The sequence below is a fragment of the Vibrio sp. Y20_XG_PY13 genome, from assembly GCF_024181925.1.
GTDB classification, from domain to species: domain Bacteria; phylum Pseudomonadota; class Gammaproteobacteria; order Enterobacterales; family Vibrionaceae; genus Vibrio; species Vibrio parahaemolyticus.
Genome location: NZ_JAMZAL010000001.1, coordinates 1,020,365 through 1,038,146 on the forward strand (window position 1 = coordinate 1,020,365; position 17,782 = coordinate 1,038,146).

General features: G+C 46.5%; 18 protein-coding genes. 6 read left to right on the forward strand and 12 right to left on the reverse strand.

Features of this window, described 5'->3' with window-relative positions:
- Window positions 1-68: 68 nt before the first annotated feature.
- Window positions 69-2,549 (forward strand): GH92 family glycosyl hydrolase, encoded by a 2,481-nt coding sequence (locus tag NL646_RS04465; protein ID WP_253663898.1) that lies wholly within the window; start codon window positions 69-71, stop codon window positions 2,547-2,549.
- A gap of 31 nt (window positions 2,550-2,580) precedes the next feature.
- Here the strand turns inward: NL646_RS04465 and NL646_RS04470 are convergent, their stop codons facing one another.
- The gene (locus NL646_RS04470) at window positions 2,581-3,651 is read right to left on the reverse strand and encodes a nitronate monooxygenase family protein (RefSeq protein WP_029809486.1); all 1,071 of its coding nucleotides are present in this window, start codon (window positions 3,649-3,651) and stop codon (window positions 2,581-2,583) included.
- A gap of 278 nt (window positions 3,652-3,929) precedes the next feature.
- On the opposite strand from NL646_RS04470, the gene NL646_RS04475 reads away from it, so the two are divergent.
- A complete protein-coding gene (locus NL646_RS04475; protein WP_140078951.1) occupies window positions 3,930-5,495 on the forward strand; it encodes a bifunctional UDP-sugar hydrolase/5'-nucleotidase in 1,566 nt (521 codons plus the stop codon).
- A gap of 33 nt (window positions 5,496-5,528) precedes the next feature.
- On the forward strand, window positions 5,529-6,971 hold the full coding sequence (locus NL646_RS04480; protein ID WP_253663899.1) for a hypothetical protein: 1,443 nt from the start codon (window positions 5,529-5,531) through the stop codon (window positions 6,969-6,971).
- A 74-nt stretch (window positions 6,972-7,045) separates the two neighbouring features.
- On the opposite strand, the gene NL646_RS04485 is transcribed toward NL646_RS04480, so the two are convergent.
- Complete coding sequence (locus NL646_RS04485) at window positions 7,046-7,582, reverse strand: TetR/AcrR family transcriptional regulator (RefSeq protein WP_021484471.1); 537 nt, start codon at window positions 7,580-7,582, stop codon at window positions 7,046-7,048.
- A gap of 125 nt (window positions 7,583-7,707) precedes the next feature.
- On the opposite strand from NL646_RS04485, the gene NL646_RS04490 reads away from it, so the two are divergent.
- The gene (locus tag NL646_RS04490) at window positions 7,708-7,929 is read left to right on the forward strand and encodes a hypothetical protein (RefSeq protein ID WP_025500180.1); all 222 of its coding nucleotides are present in this window, start codon (window positions 7,708-7,710) and stop codon (window positions 7,927-7,929) included.
- Between the two features lie 101 nt (window positions 7,930-8,030).
- Here the strand turns inward: NL646_RS04490 and NL646_RS04495 are convergent, their stop codons facing one another.
- Window positions 8,031-8,402 (reverse strand): VOC family protein, encoded by a 372-nt coding sequence (locus NL646_RS04495; protein ID WP_005395273.1) that lies wholly within the window; start codon window positions 8,400-8,402, stop codon window positions 8,031-8,033.
- 59 nt (window positions 8,403-8,461) lie between these two features.
- Window positions 8,462-9,352: a LysR family transcriptional regulator gene (locus tag NL646_RS04500; RefSeq protein WP_253663900.1), complete on the reverse strand. Its 891-nt coding sequence runs from the start codon at window positions 9,350-9,352 to the stop codon at window positions 8,462-8,464.
- Window positions 9,353-9,461: 109 nt separating this feature from the next.
- Here NL646_RS04500 and NL646_RS04505 point away from each other — a divergent pair, with 109 nt between their 5' ends.
- A complete protein-coding gene (locus NL646_RS04505; RefSeq protein WP_025500177.1) occupies window positions 9,462-10,073 on the forward strand; it encodes a LysE family translocator in 612 nt (203 codons plus the stop codon).
- A gap of 89 nt (window positions 10,074-10,162) precedes the next feature.
- Here NL646_RS04505 and NL646_RS04510 read toward each other — a convergent pair whose 3' ends face one another.
- The 4 genes from NL646_RS04510 to NL646_RS04525 all read right to left on the reverse strand — a co-directional run bounded on the left by NL646_RS04510 (window position 10,163) and on the right by NL646_RS04525 (window position 13,526).
- Complete coding sequence (locus NL646_RS04510; protein WP_025553336.1) at window positions 10,163-11,134, reverse strand: leukocidin family pore-forming toxin; 972 nt, start codon at window positions 11,132-11,134, stop codon at window positions 10,163-10,165.
- Window positions 11,135-11,288: 154 nt separating this feature from the next.
- Complete coding sequence (locus NL646_RS04515) at window positions 11,289-11,498, reverse strand: hypothetical protein (RefSeq protein WP_005464025.1); 210 nt, start codon at window positions 11,496-11,498, stop codon at window positions 11,289-11,291.
- 105 nt (window positions 11,499-11,603) lie between these two features.
- Window positions 11,604-13,202, reverse strand: coding sequence for a chaperonin GroEL (gene groL, locus NL646_RS04520; RefSeq protein ID WP_140201075.1), 1,599 nt, complete (start codon window positions 13,200-13,202; stop codon window positions 11,604-11,606).
- A gap of 33 nt (window positions 13,203-13,235) precedes the next feature.
- Window positions 13,236-13,526, reverse strand: coding sequence for a co-chaperone GroES (locus NL646_RS04525; protein ID WP_005373989.1), 291 nt, complete (start codon window positions 13,524-13,526; stop codon window positions 13,236-13,238).
- 259 nt (window positions 13,527-13,785) lie between these two features.
- On the opposite strand from NL646_RS04525, the gene NL646_RS04530 reads away from it, so the two are divergent.
- The gene (locus NL646_RS04530) at window positions 13,786-14,136 is read left to right on the forward strand and encodes a rhodanese-like domain-containing protein (protein ID WP_025508552.1); all 351 of its coding nucleotides are present in this window, start codon (window positions 13,786-13,788) and stop codon (window positions 14,134-14,136) included.
- A 154-nt stretch (window positions 14,137-14,290) separates the two neighbouring features.
- Here the strand turns inward: NL646_RS04530 and NL646_RS04535 are convergent, their stop codons facing one another.
- From NL646_RS04535 to NL646_RS04550, 4 genes are all read right to left on the reverse strand, one after another.
- The gene (locus tag NL646_RS04535; RefSeq protein WP_253663901.1) at window positions 14,291-14,755 is read right to left on the reverse strand and encodes a hypothetical protein; all 465 of its coding nucleotides are present in this window, start codon (window positions 14,753-14,755) and stop codon (window positions 14,291-14,293) included.
- Between the two features lie 10 nt (window positions 14,756-14,765).
- Complete coding sequence (locus NL646_RS04540; RefSeq protein ID WP_253663902.1) at window positions 14,766-16,445, reverse strand: LruC domain-containing protein; 1,680 nt, start codon at window positions 16,443-16,445, stop codon at window positions 14,766-14,768.
- A 236-nt stretch (window positions 16,446-16,681) separates the two neighbouring features.
- Window positions 16,682-17,083, reverse strand: a complete 402-nt coding sequence (locus tag NL646_RS04545) for a GFA family protein (protein WP_005464047.1) — start codon at window positions 17,081-17,083, stop codon at window positions 16,682-16,684.
- Between the two features lie 352 nt (window positions 17,084-17,435).
- On the reverse strand, window positions 17,436-17,699 hold the full coding sequence (locus NL646_RS04550; RefSeq protein ID WP_005481466.1) for a DUF3012 domain-containing protein: 264 nt from the start codon (window positions 17,697-17,699) through the stop codon (window positions 17,436-17,438).
- Between the last annotated feature and the right edge of the window lie 83 nt (window positions 17,700-17,782).

Sequence of the window (17,782 nt, forward strand, 5' to 3'; positions counted from 1 at the left end):
AAAGAATAAGCAGATAGATCAACTCAGTGGCAGGAAGTGACGCGCTTCCTGCCTAAGGAATCAAGATTATGAACTTTACGAAAACCGCTATCGCCACCGCAGTGATTGCAAGTGTTATTGGTTTGGCTGGCTGCAACGATAACGACGATAACACCTCACCAAGCGTCGATACTTCCAACCTAAAATACGTCGACCCATTCATTGGGACAGGCTTTAACGGACACACCTTCCCGGGTCCTGTTGTGCCAGAAGGCATGGTGCAACTTTCTCCAGATACCGAGCTGATCGGCTGGCACTCTTCATCAGGTTACCACTTCGATAAAAAGACCCTGTTTGGCTTCTCCCACACTCACCTATCTGGCACGGGTATGGGCGGCTTAGGTGACATTCTGTTCCTGCCGTTTACCGAAGATAAAGCTAAATACATCGAAGACAGCGACGACTACCGCGAAGCGATTTCAGTCAAGATGGACAAAACCTCAGAAGTGGCAGAAGCAGGTTACTACTCTGTGAAGATTGCTGAGAACGGTATCAAAGCTGAGCTTACGGCGTCTGAACGGGTCGGCTTCCATCGTTACACCTACCCGCAAGGTCAACCACAACGTCTGAAGATTGACCTCAACTCCATCCTCAACAGTGACTGGGGTTCAACCTCTTTGCGTAACAAACTAACGGTGAGCGAAGACGGCCATACCATCACGGGCGAGCGCGATGCAGCGCACTTCTCTGGTTGGGCGAAAAACCAAAAAATCTTCTTCTATGCGACTTTCGATAAGAAGATCAAAAACGTTTACATCCTTGCCAATGGCGAACCTGTTGACGGCCTAACGGCAGAACACGTTTCTGAATTGATATACGATGACCAAGGTAATCCAGTTAAGCGTGTCAAAGCGGACGTCACTGCCTACATCGAATTTGAAGATGAAGGCTCACAAGAGTTGAATGCGCAAGTGGCGTTATCTGCGGTTGACCCTCAAGGCGCAGAAAACAACTACGATGCCGAAGCGAATGTCTCTTTCGATACTGCGCGCAACAACGCACGTGAGAAATGGGCAAAAGCACTCAACTTCTCAATTGAAGGGGGCACAGAAGATCAGAAAGAGATCTTCTACACTGCGCTTTACCACACCAAAATTGCGCCTATGGTGCATCAAGACGTGGATGGTCGATTCCGTGGCATGGGCAAAGGCTCAATTCGTGACGGCGAAGGGGAATACTCCATCGCTTACGGTCAAGCAACAGAAGAGCAACCAAACTTTTCGGTTTACTCTCTATGGGATACCCAACGTGCATTACACCCACTAAAAACCATCACTGAGCCAACCCGCGCGGTGCAGTACGCGAAGAACCTAGTTCAGAAGTACACTGAAAGCGGCTTACTACCGAAATGGGAGCACTTAGGTGACGAAACAGGCACCATGGTTGGCTACCCAGCGGTAGCAGTGATTGCGGATGCGATGACCAAATTCCCAGAAGAGTTTACTCAACAAGAGAAAGAGCTGGCGCTGAAAGCCGCGATCGACTCTTCGACTTACGACAACTACCCGGCACTGCAAGCCGATTGGGATCAAGGCGTATTGGATCGCACTTTAACCAAGCACATCGATTACATTGAGAAAAACGGCTTCACGCCTGCCATCCAACGTGTCGATGGTGAACCAGTATTTGAAGACTACACGGTTGAGTCTGTTTCTTACGGTCTAGAAAACGCGTTCTACGATTGGGCTATCGCGCAAATCGCCAAAGCAGCCGGTGATACTCAAGCGGAAGAGCAATACCTTGAACGCTCAAAAGGCTACAAAAAATACTTCGATTACAACCCAACGGAATACGCAGAACATGGCGTGACGGGCTTTATGCGCCCAGTGATGATTGATGAAACCTTCATGACGCCATTCGACCCATACGGCACAGAACACGAGACAGGCAACTACACCGAAGGTAACGCATGGCAGTGGACTTGGTTTGTGCCGCATGACATCGCAGGCTTAAAAACCATCATGGGTGGCGATGCTGAGTTCCAGAAAAACCTAGAAGCGACCTTCACCGCAGAAAGCCAAGGTACAGAAACACCGGATATGTCTGGTTTGATTGGTCAAGTTGCGTTTGGTAACGAGCCTTCGCACCACATTCCTTACCTATTCAACTGGACCGCAGAACCATGGAAGACGCAACAAGTCGTCGACCACATTCTTGATGACATGTATTTCGCTGCGCCAGAAGGTATTATTGGTAACGAAGACGTGGGCGCAATGTCCGCTTGGTATGTGATGTCTGCATTAGGCTTCTACCAAGTGAACGCAGCAGAACCTATTTACACTGTGGGTCGTCCGCTATTCGACAAAGCGGTGATTCCGGTGAAAGGCGGCACGTTCACCATCACCACAGAGAACAACGCCGATGACAACATGTACATCAAGTCTGTCACCATCAATGGCAAAGCTTTGGATAACGGTTTCTTCTTCGACCATTCCGAGTTCAAACCGGGTGGTGAGTTGCACTTCGTGATGACGGGCGATCAATCAGAAGCGATGAAAGCGCCTCAATAACCTTCACTTGAAATGTGTTCCTCAGGCCAAATCAGTCTGAGGAACATAAGCTCAAATCAATCCCTTCCACTAATGACAGTGTCATTTCTGCTGCCGAAACTTCTTTGCAACCCGATGAATTTTGTCCGCACCACAACGGCGTAAATTCATCTCGGTTTTGTTTCTCCATAAGCGCTCTTAACTGAGTCATTTCAATGGATGCATATGGGAATTTCGGCGCAGACTCACAGATGTAGCCTAGCTCCGACATCGCGCGATTCACAATGCCTCGTGCTGGCCTGCCCGAGAAAACATTAGTCACCGCCGTATGCTGCGCGCGCTCACTGGCAATCGCATATCGATGTAAAGACGAGGTTTTTGCCTCATCACACAACAAATAGGCGCTGCCAACCTGCACGGCACTTGCTCCTAACTTTAGCGCGGCTTCAACACCGCTTTTATCGGCAATTCCTCCTGCTGCAATAACAGGTAAATTCACGCGCTTAACGATTTGCGGTAACAACGCCATCAAGCCTAATTGAGTAGATAAATCATCCGATAGAAACATGCCTCGGTGTCCACCAGCCTCCAAGCCTTGAGCGATAATGCCGTCAACGCCTTTTGCTTCCAGCCACAGTGCTTCATCCACAGTGGTCGCTGTCGAAAGGATCTTCCCTCCCCAGCCTCTAATTCGCGCTAACAAGTCATCGGCAGGCAAACCAAAGTGGAAACTGATCACTGGCGGTGCAAATGGTTCAATCGCGTCAGCAATATCATGATTGAAAGGCATCCTTGTCGGAGCGTTTGGCTGAGCCTGTACGGTTGCACCAACTTCAGCAAAATACGGTTGCAGCGTTTTTTGCCACTCTTCGTGCTTGTTAGCGTCGTATTCCGGCATCTCATGGCAAAAGAAGTTGAGGTTGAACGGTCGATTGGTCGCCTGTTGAATAAGTTGAAGTTCTTTAACGATGGCGTCTTTATTCAGCATTCCACAAGGTAACGAGCCAAGCCCGCCAACATTACTCACTGCAATGGCCATTTGGCTATCTTGCACGCCAGCCATTGGGGCTTGAATAATCGGTAACTCTGTCCCCAAAAGTGCATTAAATGCGTTGTTTTTCATCGTTATTCCTTGAGTTCATCCAACTGAGTTTTTGTTGTTTTATGCACGTTTTCACTGATACGCATCAATATGTCCACTATCTCATATCGACTAATTTTTACCCAACTACGTTGTTATTTCTGTGCACTCAATGCCCACTCAAAATGACATTCCGCGTCAATTAGCGATTACTGACATGAATTTATGTGATCCAATTCAATCGCCTGAGTTACGTGCTTTTTTAAAGTTGCTCTGTTTCGCGAAACCTTACTTCTTACTCAACTTTTACCGGATCAACTATGAAGACATTTTCTAAAAAGCCGTTACTGTATGCGTTAGCGGCGTTCTCTATCGGTGTGTCATTTTCTTCCTTTGCGGAAATTCGCAACGTCACGTTGCTGCACACCAACGACATTGAAAGCGTTTATGAGCCCGTTGACGCATTTTGGAATCCAGACATTAGCCGCATTGGCGGTATTCCTTACCTTGCCACACTGATCAAACAAACCCGCGCGCAAGAGGAGACCAGTTTCTTGTTCGATGCGGGGGACATTTTCACTGGTTCACTCGCGAAAAAAACGCAAGGCAAGCTCTCTTTCGATTTGTACAGTGCGATGGGCTACGACGCGATAACGCTCGGTAACCACGAATTTGAATACGGCTGGCAAACCTTGAAAGAGAACATGCCAAGAGCCGCCTACCCCGTGCTCAATGCCAACATCAAGTTTGAGCAAAACAATGCGCCTTTTGCTTCGCCATATACCATTGTTGAACGCGATGGCATTCGTGTCGGTGTGATTGGGGTAATGGGCGTTGATGCCTTCTACAACACTATGTGGAAAGGTAATCGCAAAGGTTTGACTATCGACGATCCAATCAAAACCACTCAGTTCTGGGTTGATAAGATCCGCGACGAAGTGGACATGGTTGTCGTGCTCACACACCAAAATAAAACGGCACCAATGCAAACCGACAAAGAAGCCGATCCCGAAGTGCAACGCGGCTTTGATGAAGATTACGACATGGCAGGCAAGCTAAAAGGGGTCGATGTGATTTTTGGCGGCCACTCTGACCATGGCTTATGGAAGCCTGTCGTGCATCCAAAAACGGGCACAGTTATCGGCCTCACTTTCGGCCAAGGTAAATACTTGGGTTACACTAAATTTGCCGTAGACACCGAAAAGCACGACGTAAAACTGCTAGACGGAAAACTGATCCCTGTCGAGTCAGACAAACTTGAACGCGACAAGAAAACCAGCGATCTTATCGCCAACGCTCGCAAACAATACCCAGAGCTTGGTCAGCAGTTGGCGACCATTAATGACACGGCGTACCGACGTTATTATCGCGAATCCAACGTAGGTAATTTAGTAGCAGATATGATGCGCGAAGCCGCTAAAGCGGATGTGGGTATGATCAGCTCGGGCAGTATTCGCGTTGACCTCAACAAAGGCCCAGTAACGATGGAAAACGTAATGGATCTTTTCCCATTCACAGATAAACTTTCCGTCGTAAAACTCAACGGCGCACAGTTGAAAGAACTGTTGGAGTACAGCTACACCTTACCTTACGGTCTGGCACAATTCTCCGGTATTGAAGCGCGTTACGACAACGCAAAACCACAAGGTAAACGCCTGCTCAGCCTGAACGTAAATGGCAAACCAGTGAACGACTCACAATCATACAAAGTGGCCACTTACTCTTACGCAGCGAGCGGGGGTGACGGTTATCATGTATTTGAAAAGGGCACGTTTGAATCGCAAGGCGATTCAGTCACCCAAGTATTGATTGACCAATTTAAAGCCAAGAAAGACGTTATCGTTCCGGCGCTGGGTCGCCAAGTGGATGTCAGCGTCAAAGAGTGAGTCTCTGACAAATAACCTCAAAGGATAAGCACCATGACTTTTCGTCAAGAATACAATGGCTGTAAATCATTTGGCTGCCCTAATTGCGGCGTGCCTGATCTCAGTTTGTATTCGCGCTCAAATCGGCTCGGCTACGACTCGTGGCATTGCCCTGAGTGTGGGGCTTATCCTCCGGTTTTGATTAACGAGCCGATACTCGCATTGGCTCATCAACTTCAACAGCAAACCTTTGAGTTGAAGCTATTGCCTCATTGCGAATGCCGATTACCTGCTTGGCAACGTTACGGGAGAACCGCCGTCGGTAGCCCAAGAGTAAAGTGTCGCTGCTGTCAAAAAACCGCAACGCTGCTGAACCCGAACAAAGAATCCCACACACTCCAACCACTGCTTGATGCTCTATTGGCCGAGGTTTCACCCAAAGATTTACAGTATAAATTGGGCTTAAATCATCGCCGTTTTTCACAATCTCTTGAACGTTTGGCAAGTATGCTGGACACTTTTAGTCGCTTATACGAACGTCACTTATCGTTCTCGAATATCCAAACTCGCTCCTTTGTTCAAGTGGCGCGCTCTGGTTTTCGCCACCATGGCCGAGAACAACGTGCAGCGCATGTTTGGACACTATGCAGCGCCGATGCCCAAACGGGTTACGTGCTTTTGCTCAGTGACAACGCTTGGTTTCCTCAGACAGAGATGTCAGAGCACGTCATTCCTCAACCGCTTTGGGAGCCAAGCCGTTACCAATTAACGCAGCAAGAAGAAGCGCCAAACGAATCAGATGTATTTCTCCAAGCACAGCGCACTTACGACAAAATTCTTAGCCGCAGCCAATTTGACCAACTCGCTTACTGCGATGGTTCGCACGCGAAATCAAAAGAAGTGCTACTCACCCGCCCAGTTTTTGCTGCGCACGCGCACATGCAAAACTTGGCGAAATACTTTGCGAACAAAGTGCCGAAACGCTTTGTCCTCGAACATGAAAGCTTTTTACGAGGGGCTGCGATCACCGCTTTTAACTCCGCCATTAAGCGGGGCACGACGCAACTCTATTATTGCCATATTGGACAAAGTGAGGAAAATCTGAGCTTAAATCATGCAAAGCAAAAGATGAGTTGGTGGGATGAAACGTGGCGTCGTGGAAACATCCAAAATCAATATGGGAGCTGGCAAGTGGGGATGGGGTGGCTGACTCAAAAAAGCGCAAGACCATCGGAATCGATAGACGAATTAATCCCGGCACACCCGAATTGGAACAGCGAATTTTGGAACCGTTATACCCGATGGTTACCACCAAGCTACGCTGCCCACTTGAGTTTGCAGCGCATTAAACAGTGGCAAGCGATTTATCGATTTCTCTATAACTACTCAGCCATGCAATCACCACCAAAAGTTGGGGGGGATGAGATCGACCTGTCTCGCGTCGATAGCATAGCCGAATCAATCAACCGCTCGGTAAACGCTCCTGTACACCTTTGAACGCTCGAACTAAAAGGCTTCATCAAAACCGATGTTGTTTGAATATGCTGGAGCTCAGATACGACTTTTAGCCATTAGCCAAGTGATTCAATGGGAATGATTTGCCGAAACTTAGCATGAAGATCTGTAAGCGCGGCTTCAACATCCGGTTCTGCTCGGCTTAAATGTGCGATTAGCGTCATGAAGTAGCAGTCAAAAATCAACGGCATTTTGTCTTCAAGAACAGAACTTACGCTCGCAGATTGAAACAAAGCTTGGTTAAACGACTGGTAATAATCCAAATCCCAAATCACCTCTTTCAACAAGGCTCGGCTCAACTCGACGTTCGCAAAATAGTAGCGATAGTATTTCTCCGTCAGCGCCAAACCAATGTCGATAGCTGTCTTACCTTCCACACTGACTAGCGTCTCTTGGCTGATCTGTTGCAGTTGCGTCAGCATCCCTTCGCGCAAAATCGACAGTTTGGTCGGGAAGTGGCTGAATACCGTACCATCGGCGACTCCTGCTTCTCTCGCAATCTGCCTTGTGGTCGTCATGTCATAGCCATTCTGAGCAAAAGATGCCCACGCGGCTTTTAGGATTTTGTCTCTGGTTTGTTGTCGCTTCGTCATTGATGTATCTGCTTAATGAGCCTGAAAGGATCATACCTTGAGCGGCTGACATTGACAAATTGAGCGCGCTCAATTATAAAAAATGAGCACGCTCAATTTTTATATAAAAACAAAAGGAATCGCTCATGTACGTATTAAACAAACTAGGCCAAGGATTGATTTTCTTGCCGACCATATTCTGCTTTTCTTATATTTTAAGACCAATATTGATGGTGATTCTCATACCAGGCGGACTCGCACTTTTGGCGTTAATCGGTGGGGCAGAAGTCAGAGCAGAACTCAAAGCCATGCTGCTTGAGGAGATTTTTGGGGTCAGTCCATCACACACCACCTCGAAAAAGGCGTGAGTGCGCGAGAAACGTTGGCAAGGTTAAGCAAAAAACAAAACGCGCAGGTATCGAGATCTCAATACCTGCGCGATATGGATGTGGTGAAAAGAGGACTGGCGTTAATCAGTATTCATGTTCTGACCGATTCGCCATAAAACGCCACTAGGGTCAAACAAACAACATTCGCGCATGCCCCAAGGTTGCTCGACCAGCTCAGTTAAACGCGAACCAAATTCTTCATGACCCACTTTGGACAAGTGCTGATGCCAGCTTTCTGCGTCTTCTACGAGCAAGTGCATCATGAAGTTATTGCCGTGTTCTGGCTCATAAAAATTCTGTAAAAGAAACGCGCAACTGCCTTGAGAGAAGTACGCCACATCACCGAAGTCTGACGCCATATCAAAGCCTATCGCCTCATAAAAACGTTTTGAGAGCGCGTAATCTTTCGCTGGAACAAATGATTTGATTTCAACAATATTGAGGTTTTCCATTTCCAATTTCCTAAGCCCTTTTCCATCAAACTGACTGACGTAATCACGCTCTACGCCTTCTATTCGCCTTGCGTATTTTTCTGCGATGGTAGTGGTACACACTCTACCATTTGCGTTTGTAACCACGTGATGAATTTATGTTCGAGTTCTGTACGCTTTTTATCTTGGCTCAATAAAACATAATTGCAACCTGATAGCACAAAACCAAATGGCGCGACCAAATTACCGCGCTTAATATCGTCCATAACAAAAGGATACGATCCCATCGCCGCGCCTAAGCCATCCACCGCGGCTTGTATGCAAAAATAAAAATGCGCAAATGATTGCTGAGTGTTGCCGTTGAAGGTTTCACAACGTGTTGATAGCTGCCAATCCGCCCAAGCATGCGGTCTAGTTTGGCTATTCAACAATCGAACTGCATCCAAATCGTCTTGAATGGATTGCCAATACTCAGTAGAAAATACTGGCCCCACCCACTCTTCCACAAGAATGGTTTTGTTGTAATCGTGCTGCTGAGCAAAATCGTCTCGACGAATCGCCATCGAAAGCCCTGTTGACCCTAATGTTACCGGGCCTCCCGCCGTCGACAAACGAACATCAGCACGGTGTTCATCATTAAACGCAGCAAGCCTTGGCATCAACCAACGCATGGTTAATGTCGGTTCACAAGACACTTCAAGATGCTGATGCTTTTCTTGAATGAGTGTATTCACGCCTGTTTCTAGCGTTTGGAATGCCGTTTTTGTGTATGTCTTGAGTAATTCACCTTCTGCCGTCAACACGGATTTCCTACCCTCTTTCAAAAACAAAGGTTGCGACAGATATTGCTCAAGTTGCTTGATCTGCTTACTCACGGCTCCGTGGGTGATGTTCAGTTTGTCAGCCGCTTCAGTGTAGCTTGAAGAGCTCGCCGCAACGTGGAAGACATAGAAAGATTTTAGGTGACGCATCTGTGAGTTTTTCTCACCAATATGGGAATATTTTTCGATTATAGTCAGTAACAAAGACGCCTACAATTCCGCTACATCACAGACTTCATCATTCAAACAGGAAACCGATATGGAATTTGTAACTCTTGCGCTATTGGGGGTACTTATTGTTATTAGCCCTGGCGCAGACTTTGTTTTGGTATTAAGAAACAGCTTAAATCAAGGACGAGAAGCTGGCGTGTACAGTGCGATTGGTATCAGCATGGCGATAAGCATCCACATCGCTTACTCCATGCTGGGGATCAGTTACTTAATTTCACAAAATGAATGGTTGTTTAATCTCGTGCGCTATCTTGGGGCTGCTTATCTTGTCTACCTTGGGATTAAAGGAATATTCTCCTCGCAGCCTGCGTCAAACTCAGAAACCATTCAACAGAGCGAGTATTCAATGTGGCGATTTTTCATGCAGGGATTTCTGTGTAATTTACTCAATCCTAAGACGATGCTGTTTTTTCTGAGTATTTTTAGCCAAGTAATTTCTCCCGATTCTAGTCAGCAACATATCGCCTTGTTTTACGGGATTTATATGATTGCGCTGCACGGCATTTGGTTTTCTATCGTTGCAGTTTTATTCACGTCACCACAATTACAAGCCTTCTTGTTGAAGATTAAGCATCGACTCAATCAAGCATGTGGGACGGGTTTGGTCATTTTCGGCGCGATGCTGGGCTTAAAGGCTTAATACGTTTGCGGTCAGAGTTTGAACACAAAAAATGCGGCTAATGGAGCCGCATTACAATCCACAAACCTTCGGTCTGATAAGTGAAACGTTTATTGAGTGATAACGATGAGCTTATCCCAATCAATCGTGAAGCGAATTTGCGCCTCAGTGTAATGGCTCGTTGTGCCTTGATCGTACCAGTTACACGCATTGCGAGAGAAACCTTCGTCAACTTCTTTCATGCCCGCTCGTGCAATCATCTCCGTTTTGGGCTCTTCTCCGCGCTCAAATTCTGGTGTGAACACGTACTGGAATTTCGGTTTGAAACCGTAGATCAAACGCGGCAAGTTCTCTTCTGGTAATAGGTTTTCGTTTGAACAACCTGTGTAGTGGTAAACACCCGCCCATTTGCCGTAGTACTGGTAGTCGTTGGTGTAAATTTGGCTAAGAGAGGTGGTCCACTTAACGCCCATACCGCGTTCCATGGAAGCCTTTGGTTTGGCTGCGGTGACGTAATCCTTACTCGAGTAACGAGACGTATAAGCCACACCGAGATCGGTCGTCAACGAGCCAGAAAAACTTGGTGCCGAGCCCGGTGTTGCAGTCGCGGTTAAGCCGATAGACGGTGCAACCGTGGTTGTCGATACTGAAACATCATTGGCTTCGTTTTGCGGTGAGTAATCCTCACTAAATACAGGCGTGCCACCAGCTTGATAGATGCTGTAATCGAACGCAACTGGGTAGTTTTGAGTAAAACGGTCAACAATCGCTGCATCAAAAGTGTGTTTTACACCAGGCTTACCTGGTACATAACCATTCCCTAGAGTGATCACGCGAGCCGCTTTTTTGTCGTTCTTTGAGTTATGGAATAACTCAACCAGTAACTTCATCTGCACACGGCTACCACGAAACTCGTACGGGAAAAGCTCAGGCTCGCTTTGCATCACGACTTCATAACTTTTCTTCACGTAACCTTCTAGCGCGATGTTATCAATCAAGACACTTTCTACAACCTTGTTATCAGAAGCAGCAGCAGTAGCGGAAATCCCTAACATTAGGGGAAGCAGTATTTTCTTATTCATTATTTTATTACCTTACTTGGGAACAGTCCCAAATCAAGCTAACATATTGAATACACTGCATCAACGTGACGAAAACGATTCACATTATCAATAGTTTGACCTACACCCAGAAATGAAAAAAAACAGCCAACTTACGCTGGCTGTTTCGATGCAGTTAATGAATGACCCGAGCGTCCCCTTTAAGTAACTGAGACAGATCGATAGTGAATATCGTCACTGTCGGACGTTTAGGCAGAGCATTTTCGATCGAAAACTCTGGCCCAGCTGGAACGAGGGGGAAGTGAATAGCAGTCGGCCACGTTGACGAAGCTTCATTACCGCCCGGCTCAGATATTGAGAAAGAAAACGCAGGCAAACGGGTCATAACACTTACCTCAAATGACTGATTCGCGGGCTCAAGCGAGCCCGCTTAGGTTTTGCAATGTTATTGTTGTTTTAACGCTTACTTAATCACTAACGATTGATAACGTTAGATATCAAGTTCTTTGTCTTCAACGTGGTTGGTGATCATCGCTTCAGTGGTGATCATCAAGCCAGCAACAGACGCTGCGAATTGAAGCGCTGAGCGTGTTACTTTCGCAGGGTCCAAGATACCCATTTCGATCATGTTGCCGTATTCACCTGTCGCAGCGTTGTAACCGTAATCGGCATCACCCGCTTTGACAGCATTCGCCACAACTGAAGCTTCGTCACCTGCGTTGGTTGCGATTTGACGAAGAGGCTCTTCCATTGCACGTAGCGCAACTCGGATACCCACGTTTTGGTCATCGTTGTCGCCTTTTAGATCCGCCAATTCTTTCGCGATCTTAGTTAGGGCAACACCACCACCAGCAACAATACCTTCTTCAACCGCTGCGCGAGTAGCGTGTAGCGCATCATCCACGCGGTCTTTCTTCTCTTTCATCTCAACTTCGGTTGCAGCGCCGATCTTGATCACCGCTACGCCGCCAGAAAGCTTCGCAACACGTTGTTGAAGCTTGTCTTTATCGTATTGAGAGGTGGTTGTTTCGATTTGTTTTTCAATCGAAGTCACACGATCAGCAATCGCGCTTGCTTCTGCTGCGCCACCCACGATGGTTGTTGTGTCTTTGGTGATGGTCACTTTCTTCGCGCTACCTAGTTGCTCTAGCGTTGCTTTTTCAAGCTCTAGGCCGATTTCTTCAGAGATGACCGTACCTGCGGTTAGTACCGCAATGTCTTCCATCATCGCTTTACGGTTGTCACCAAAACCAGGTGCTTTCACCGCCGTCGCACGCACGATGCCACGCATGTTGTTCACAACCAATGTCGCTAGCGCTTCACCTTCGATGTCTTCAGCAATGATCAATAGCGAGCGAGAAGATTTCGCCACTTCTTCTAGCACTGGCAATAGCTCGCGGATGCTGCTGACTTTTTTGTCCACCAATAGGATGTAAGGGTTGTCTAGCTCTACGCTGCCATTTTCTTGGTTAGTGATGAAGTATGGCGACAAGTAACCGCGGTCGAATTGCATACCTTCAACCACAGACAATTCGTTGTCTAGACCTTGGCCTTCTTCCACCGTAATCACGCCATTGCGACCCACTTTTTCCATCGCTTCTGCAATGATTTCACCAATCGCGCGATCGCTGTTTGCAGAAATGCTACCCACTTGGGTGATGGATTCTTTGTCGCTGCATGGCTTAGACATTTCACGTAGTTTCTCAACCGCCGCTTCAGTGGCTTTGTCGATACCACGTTTTAGGTCCATTGGGTTCATGCCAGAGGCTACCGCTTTAAGACCTTCATTGATGAAAGATTGCGCCAGTACGGTAGCCGTCGTTGTACCGTCACCTGCTTCATCATTTGCTTTGGACGCCACTTGTTTCACCATTTGTGCGCCCATGTTTTCGAACTTGTCTTTCAGTTCGATTTCTTTCGCTACAGACACGCCATCTTTAGTGATCGTTGGCGCGCCGTAAGATTTATCAAGCACAACGTTGCGGCCTTTAGGGCCTAGTGTCACTTTTACTGCATCCGCCAGTAAGTTCACACCTTTCAGCATTTTTTGACGTGCGTCATTAGCAAATAATACGTCTTTTGCAGCCATAATTATCTCCTCAAAAAACTACTACAAAAATAATTACTCAACGATTGCTAACACATCAGATTCGGACAGAATCAAGTATTCTGCGCCGTCAATTTTCTCGGTTTTCACGCCGTAACCGTCATTGAAAATGATTTGATCGCCCACTTTGACTTCCATCGCAGCGCGTTCGCCATTTTCAAGGCGTTTACCTAAACCAACAGCAATGACTTTCCCGCGGTTTGATTTTTTCACCGACTGAGAAGTTAAAACGATTCCCCCTTCAGATTTATTTTCCACCTCTTGTCTTTCAACAATTAGCTTGTCATTTAAAGGACGAATTTTCATTTGAAGTGCCTCCTACTTAGAACCAAAAATAAAAGACATAGTTTGAACATAAAGATGGATTAACGAGTCGTCTGCTCGTTTTCGATGAAAATAATAAGGTCGAAAAATTGGAGTTCAAGGGGGAAATTCAATAAAAATTTTTTATCGAACTAAATAAAATTCTCTATCAAAAATTCTCATTCACCATCCGTCATAATGAGTCTATGATGGAGGCTATTTTACGCAGTGGCACACATAGTTTGATAAGGATGACGAAAGAATGAAAAAGGCAATTTCTCTGTTTCTTGCAACGCTGAGCTTAGGATTGCTCGCTCCTAACGTAGCGGCTTCTGAACGCGCGGAACAGGGATGGCAACTGATAGAGCAAGGCGCAATGCTCGTCGATGTGCGCACTCCGCAAGAGTTCTCTGAGGGGCATTTAGACAATGCGGTGAATTTCCCTCTATCTGAGCTTGATAAACATTTTAAAGACGTCAAAAAAGATCAATTGATTGTGCTGTATTGTCGCAGTGGTAACCGCTCGGGCCAAGCCTATCAATATTTGCAATCGCAAGGGTTCACAAATCTGCACAATGCAGGCGGCCTGGAAGAGTTGCAAAACGCCCAATAATCCCTCGTTTTGTTACTACATGACCCGTTTTCATCTGGAAAAAACAGAGCGCGTTGCTGATTAGCGGCAACGCGCTCTGCGACTTCCCCTAGTTTTATGTACGTTGCTTAACTCCTTTTAAGCACACGCACCCCATTATTCGCAAAGTCCGGCTCTAAAAATCTATGTGGTAGTTGTTATTGGAATTGTTTAGCGCAATTGACCAATTTTGCTCAAACTCTTGCGCACTCATCGGCACCCATTGCGCATAAAGATGTGTCCAGTTGCCATTCACTTCGAGCTCTACGTCACCCGCCACGTTTGGATACAACGTCGTGATACGAGATGTCGGGTCGGCAATCACATCGCCATTTGCGGTGGTATACGCCGCTTTCGAATACAAGTGCAACGCCCCCTCGGTCGAACCGGTATAATTCACAGACAAGGTAATTTTTTCACCAATATCGAATGAGAAGTCTCGTTCCGCCACGATGTCAGCCGTATTGTCGAGAACCTGAACCGATGGCGTCGGTGTTGGTGCCGGAGGCGTGGTTGAGCCACCACCTCCACCGCCGCCTCCACAAGCTACGATTAATGCCGAAATCAACGTCGTCATAAGCAGTTTTGTAGAATGTTTCATGTCAGGCTCCTTACTGCTGAGTTGCAGGAATTACTTTGTTAGCGGTTGAGGCTTGGTACCACGTTGTTTCTGACTCGCCACTGCTGGTTACCCAAGTTGGAAAATCGGGATACGCTTTACTGATGTCGACGTTTTCAATCGGATGATCCCACTCGTCACGAATGTTGATCGCCCACGGCATGTTGTTGTTCGTCAAGAATGACTCAGCGCCGCCGGAGTTATCATCATGCAGGTTGAAAAAAGAGTTATTCATCTCACTGGTTCCCGCAAAGGACTTGAAGTGCGTTTGCCAACTCATACCCGGAGGTGTGGCAGTAAAATCACCGTGATACGAGTCTTTCGAAGCAAAGATGAATGAATCGTAAGGCGGATAGCCAACTTGCTCACGTGAAACAGGCGTCGATAGCTCAACGGTGAGCTGATAATTCAGAACATCTGACGTTTGCTGACTCACACACGCGGTTTGAGTGCGATAAAAAGTACAATTGCTGTCTAACTCACCCAATGCTTCTAAGTCTTTGCGCAAGTTTTCTGAGACCACAAGCACCGCCTCACCGCCAGATTGCACCACTTGATGAGTGACGGGTTCGCCATTTCGAGTCAACACGGTCGACGCAATATTGGCAGGGTTAACATTTGGTAGATGAACCGCAAAACCGTTGGAGAACCCAGCTCCCATCGCCTGTAAGGTGTAATCGAATGTAATGTTTTTGATTTCACGCTGACCATTTAGCAGTTCAGTAACGCGATAACGCCACACCACATCGTTGAAATCGTAGTCGCCCATTAGCGGCCAGCGATCTTCAAACGCCATCGTCGCGTACGTGTCTGAGCTTGGATAAACCGAAGTTACCGTCACTTCTGGGTTGTTTTCTTGCACCAATGGCTCGTATTTCGAATCCGTCGAACCATCAGTGTTGACGCCATCAATGGCGGTGAATGGGCTCACTTCGACAGTAAACAGCAAGTCATTGAAATCATTGTCGCCATCAGGGCGATAAATATCTTCAAAACCCAGGACTAAGAACTCGTTTTGCGTATCGATAAAAGCCACGTTATGACGACGATTTTCTGAAGTCGACTCTGGGTTTAGATTGGAATAGCTATAAAATGGCGTGCCCCAACTGCCAAGGCTGGCAATGTTATTGTATGAGCCAGACCAGCCCCAACCATTCGGAATAATGAAGAACGCAAGCGTTTGACTGGCAGTGAGCTGCACATTCAGGTCGATAGTGTCACCTTCTTCCATCTCGCCATCTGGCGCTTTCGATGTGTTAGGGAAAATGATCACATGCGCTGCGATTTCATCTTTATTGATCGGCGGGTTATTGGTATCAAAAACAAAATAACCGAGCGTATTTCGATACCCAGCCCCTTCATTCAAAAAGGTGACTTTTGCGGTTGCGAACTCCGCGCCATTCAACTCTTCATCGATATCAATGCTGGAATAACGTTCTGGCGCAATAAAGGCGCTGTTGACGAGTGTGCCCTCTGGCAACATGGAGTAAACGTTGCTAAGTACATCTTGCGGCAAGGCTTCTGCGACCGAATAGGTATTAACGGGTTTACCTTTAGCTGAATAATTTGAACTGTCACTACCAGATTCAAAGGTAAAGTCGCTGGTCATAAGCGCACTGGCTGAAAATGATAAGCAGCAGCCAGAAAGCGCGATTAGTTTCCCTGTTCTCATAATGTTCCCCTTCTTTAACCGGACGTTGGTCATATGCAAGAAGGAGCAATTATGGTGCCTAATTTAAATTATTTATCTAACAAAGAGTTATGATGACAAGCGTGTTTTTTGTCATTTTGAGAATGAACATGACAAGCGAAGTAGAAGTCTGGAGAGTTCAGAAAATGTGCTCGTGTGCAGTGGAGTTTTAATCCGCGAGGCGTTGATATTCGCCCCGCGATAACAACGGATTTTCTCTAAAGTTTTGGCCCTGCCTCAAACTGGGTCAGGTTGTCGGTTATTTCTAACCACGGCGCTTTTGACGCCACGAAAATATGAAAGCTTGGTTTGTGAGATGGGGCATCATCCAATACACCTAAGCGAATATTGACGATTCCGTTATTCTTTTTCGAATACAAACTTGAGCCGCAATGGCGACAAAAACATAGCTCGGTATTTTCACTTTTCTGATAAGTTTGAATATCCTCTTTCCCTTGAATAATGAGCAACTTATCTAGAGCAATGCCGCCCGCCGATGAATAGTCAGAGCCAGTAAATTTTCGACATTCAGAGCAATGGCAGTTGCCCATGTATTTGAATTCATCCGCCACTTCGAGTTTTACCTTGCCACACAGACATGAGCCTTTGAGTACTTCCATTTGAGTCCCTTTTTTATTATGAACCTACGTGAGGTTGGTGATGGTCTCTTCACCATGCCACCACAAGACGACAAATTAAAGACGGGTAACGCAGGTTTTCAAAAATGAAACGAAAATGTAAAAACCACAACGCGATGAAAGTTAATTTCTACCGCGACGGCGAGAAGCATGAGTCCTAAAGCTCATTCATCCTAACGCCAAACGGTAGGAAAACAGAAAGACGATCAGAGAAAAGTAAAACGAGCTTTTCGGATACAAAAACACCAAGCAAGATGCTTGGTGTTTTCTTAATATTTTGTTTAACCACGCCATCGCTCTTCATAAGAGACATCGTGTTAAGCAAGTTCAGTGCTTAGAAAATGCAGTGCTTAGTAAAGCTGGTTGCTTCGTTTGCTGTCCAGTCACCTTTTGGCTTGTCTTTTAAGCTCTCACACCATTGCTCGCTGCCAACACCATCTTGAAGAACACAGTGCTTTGCAAAATCGACGGCATTGTCTGCTGTCCATTCTGTTTTGGGCTTATCGCGCATGTCGTTACACCAGCCTTCGGTGCCCACTTCATCGCTACAAGCAGTTAAAGCAGACACAGCTAACATCAGCATGACTAGTTTTTTCATAAATTCAGGTTCCAGTTGCAAACAATTAAATACCCATCACTTCAACAAGCGTTGTTCATCAAAGTGACTTTTGTATCAACTAT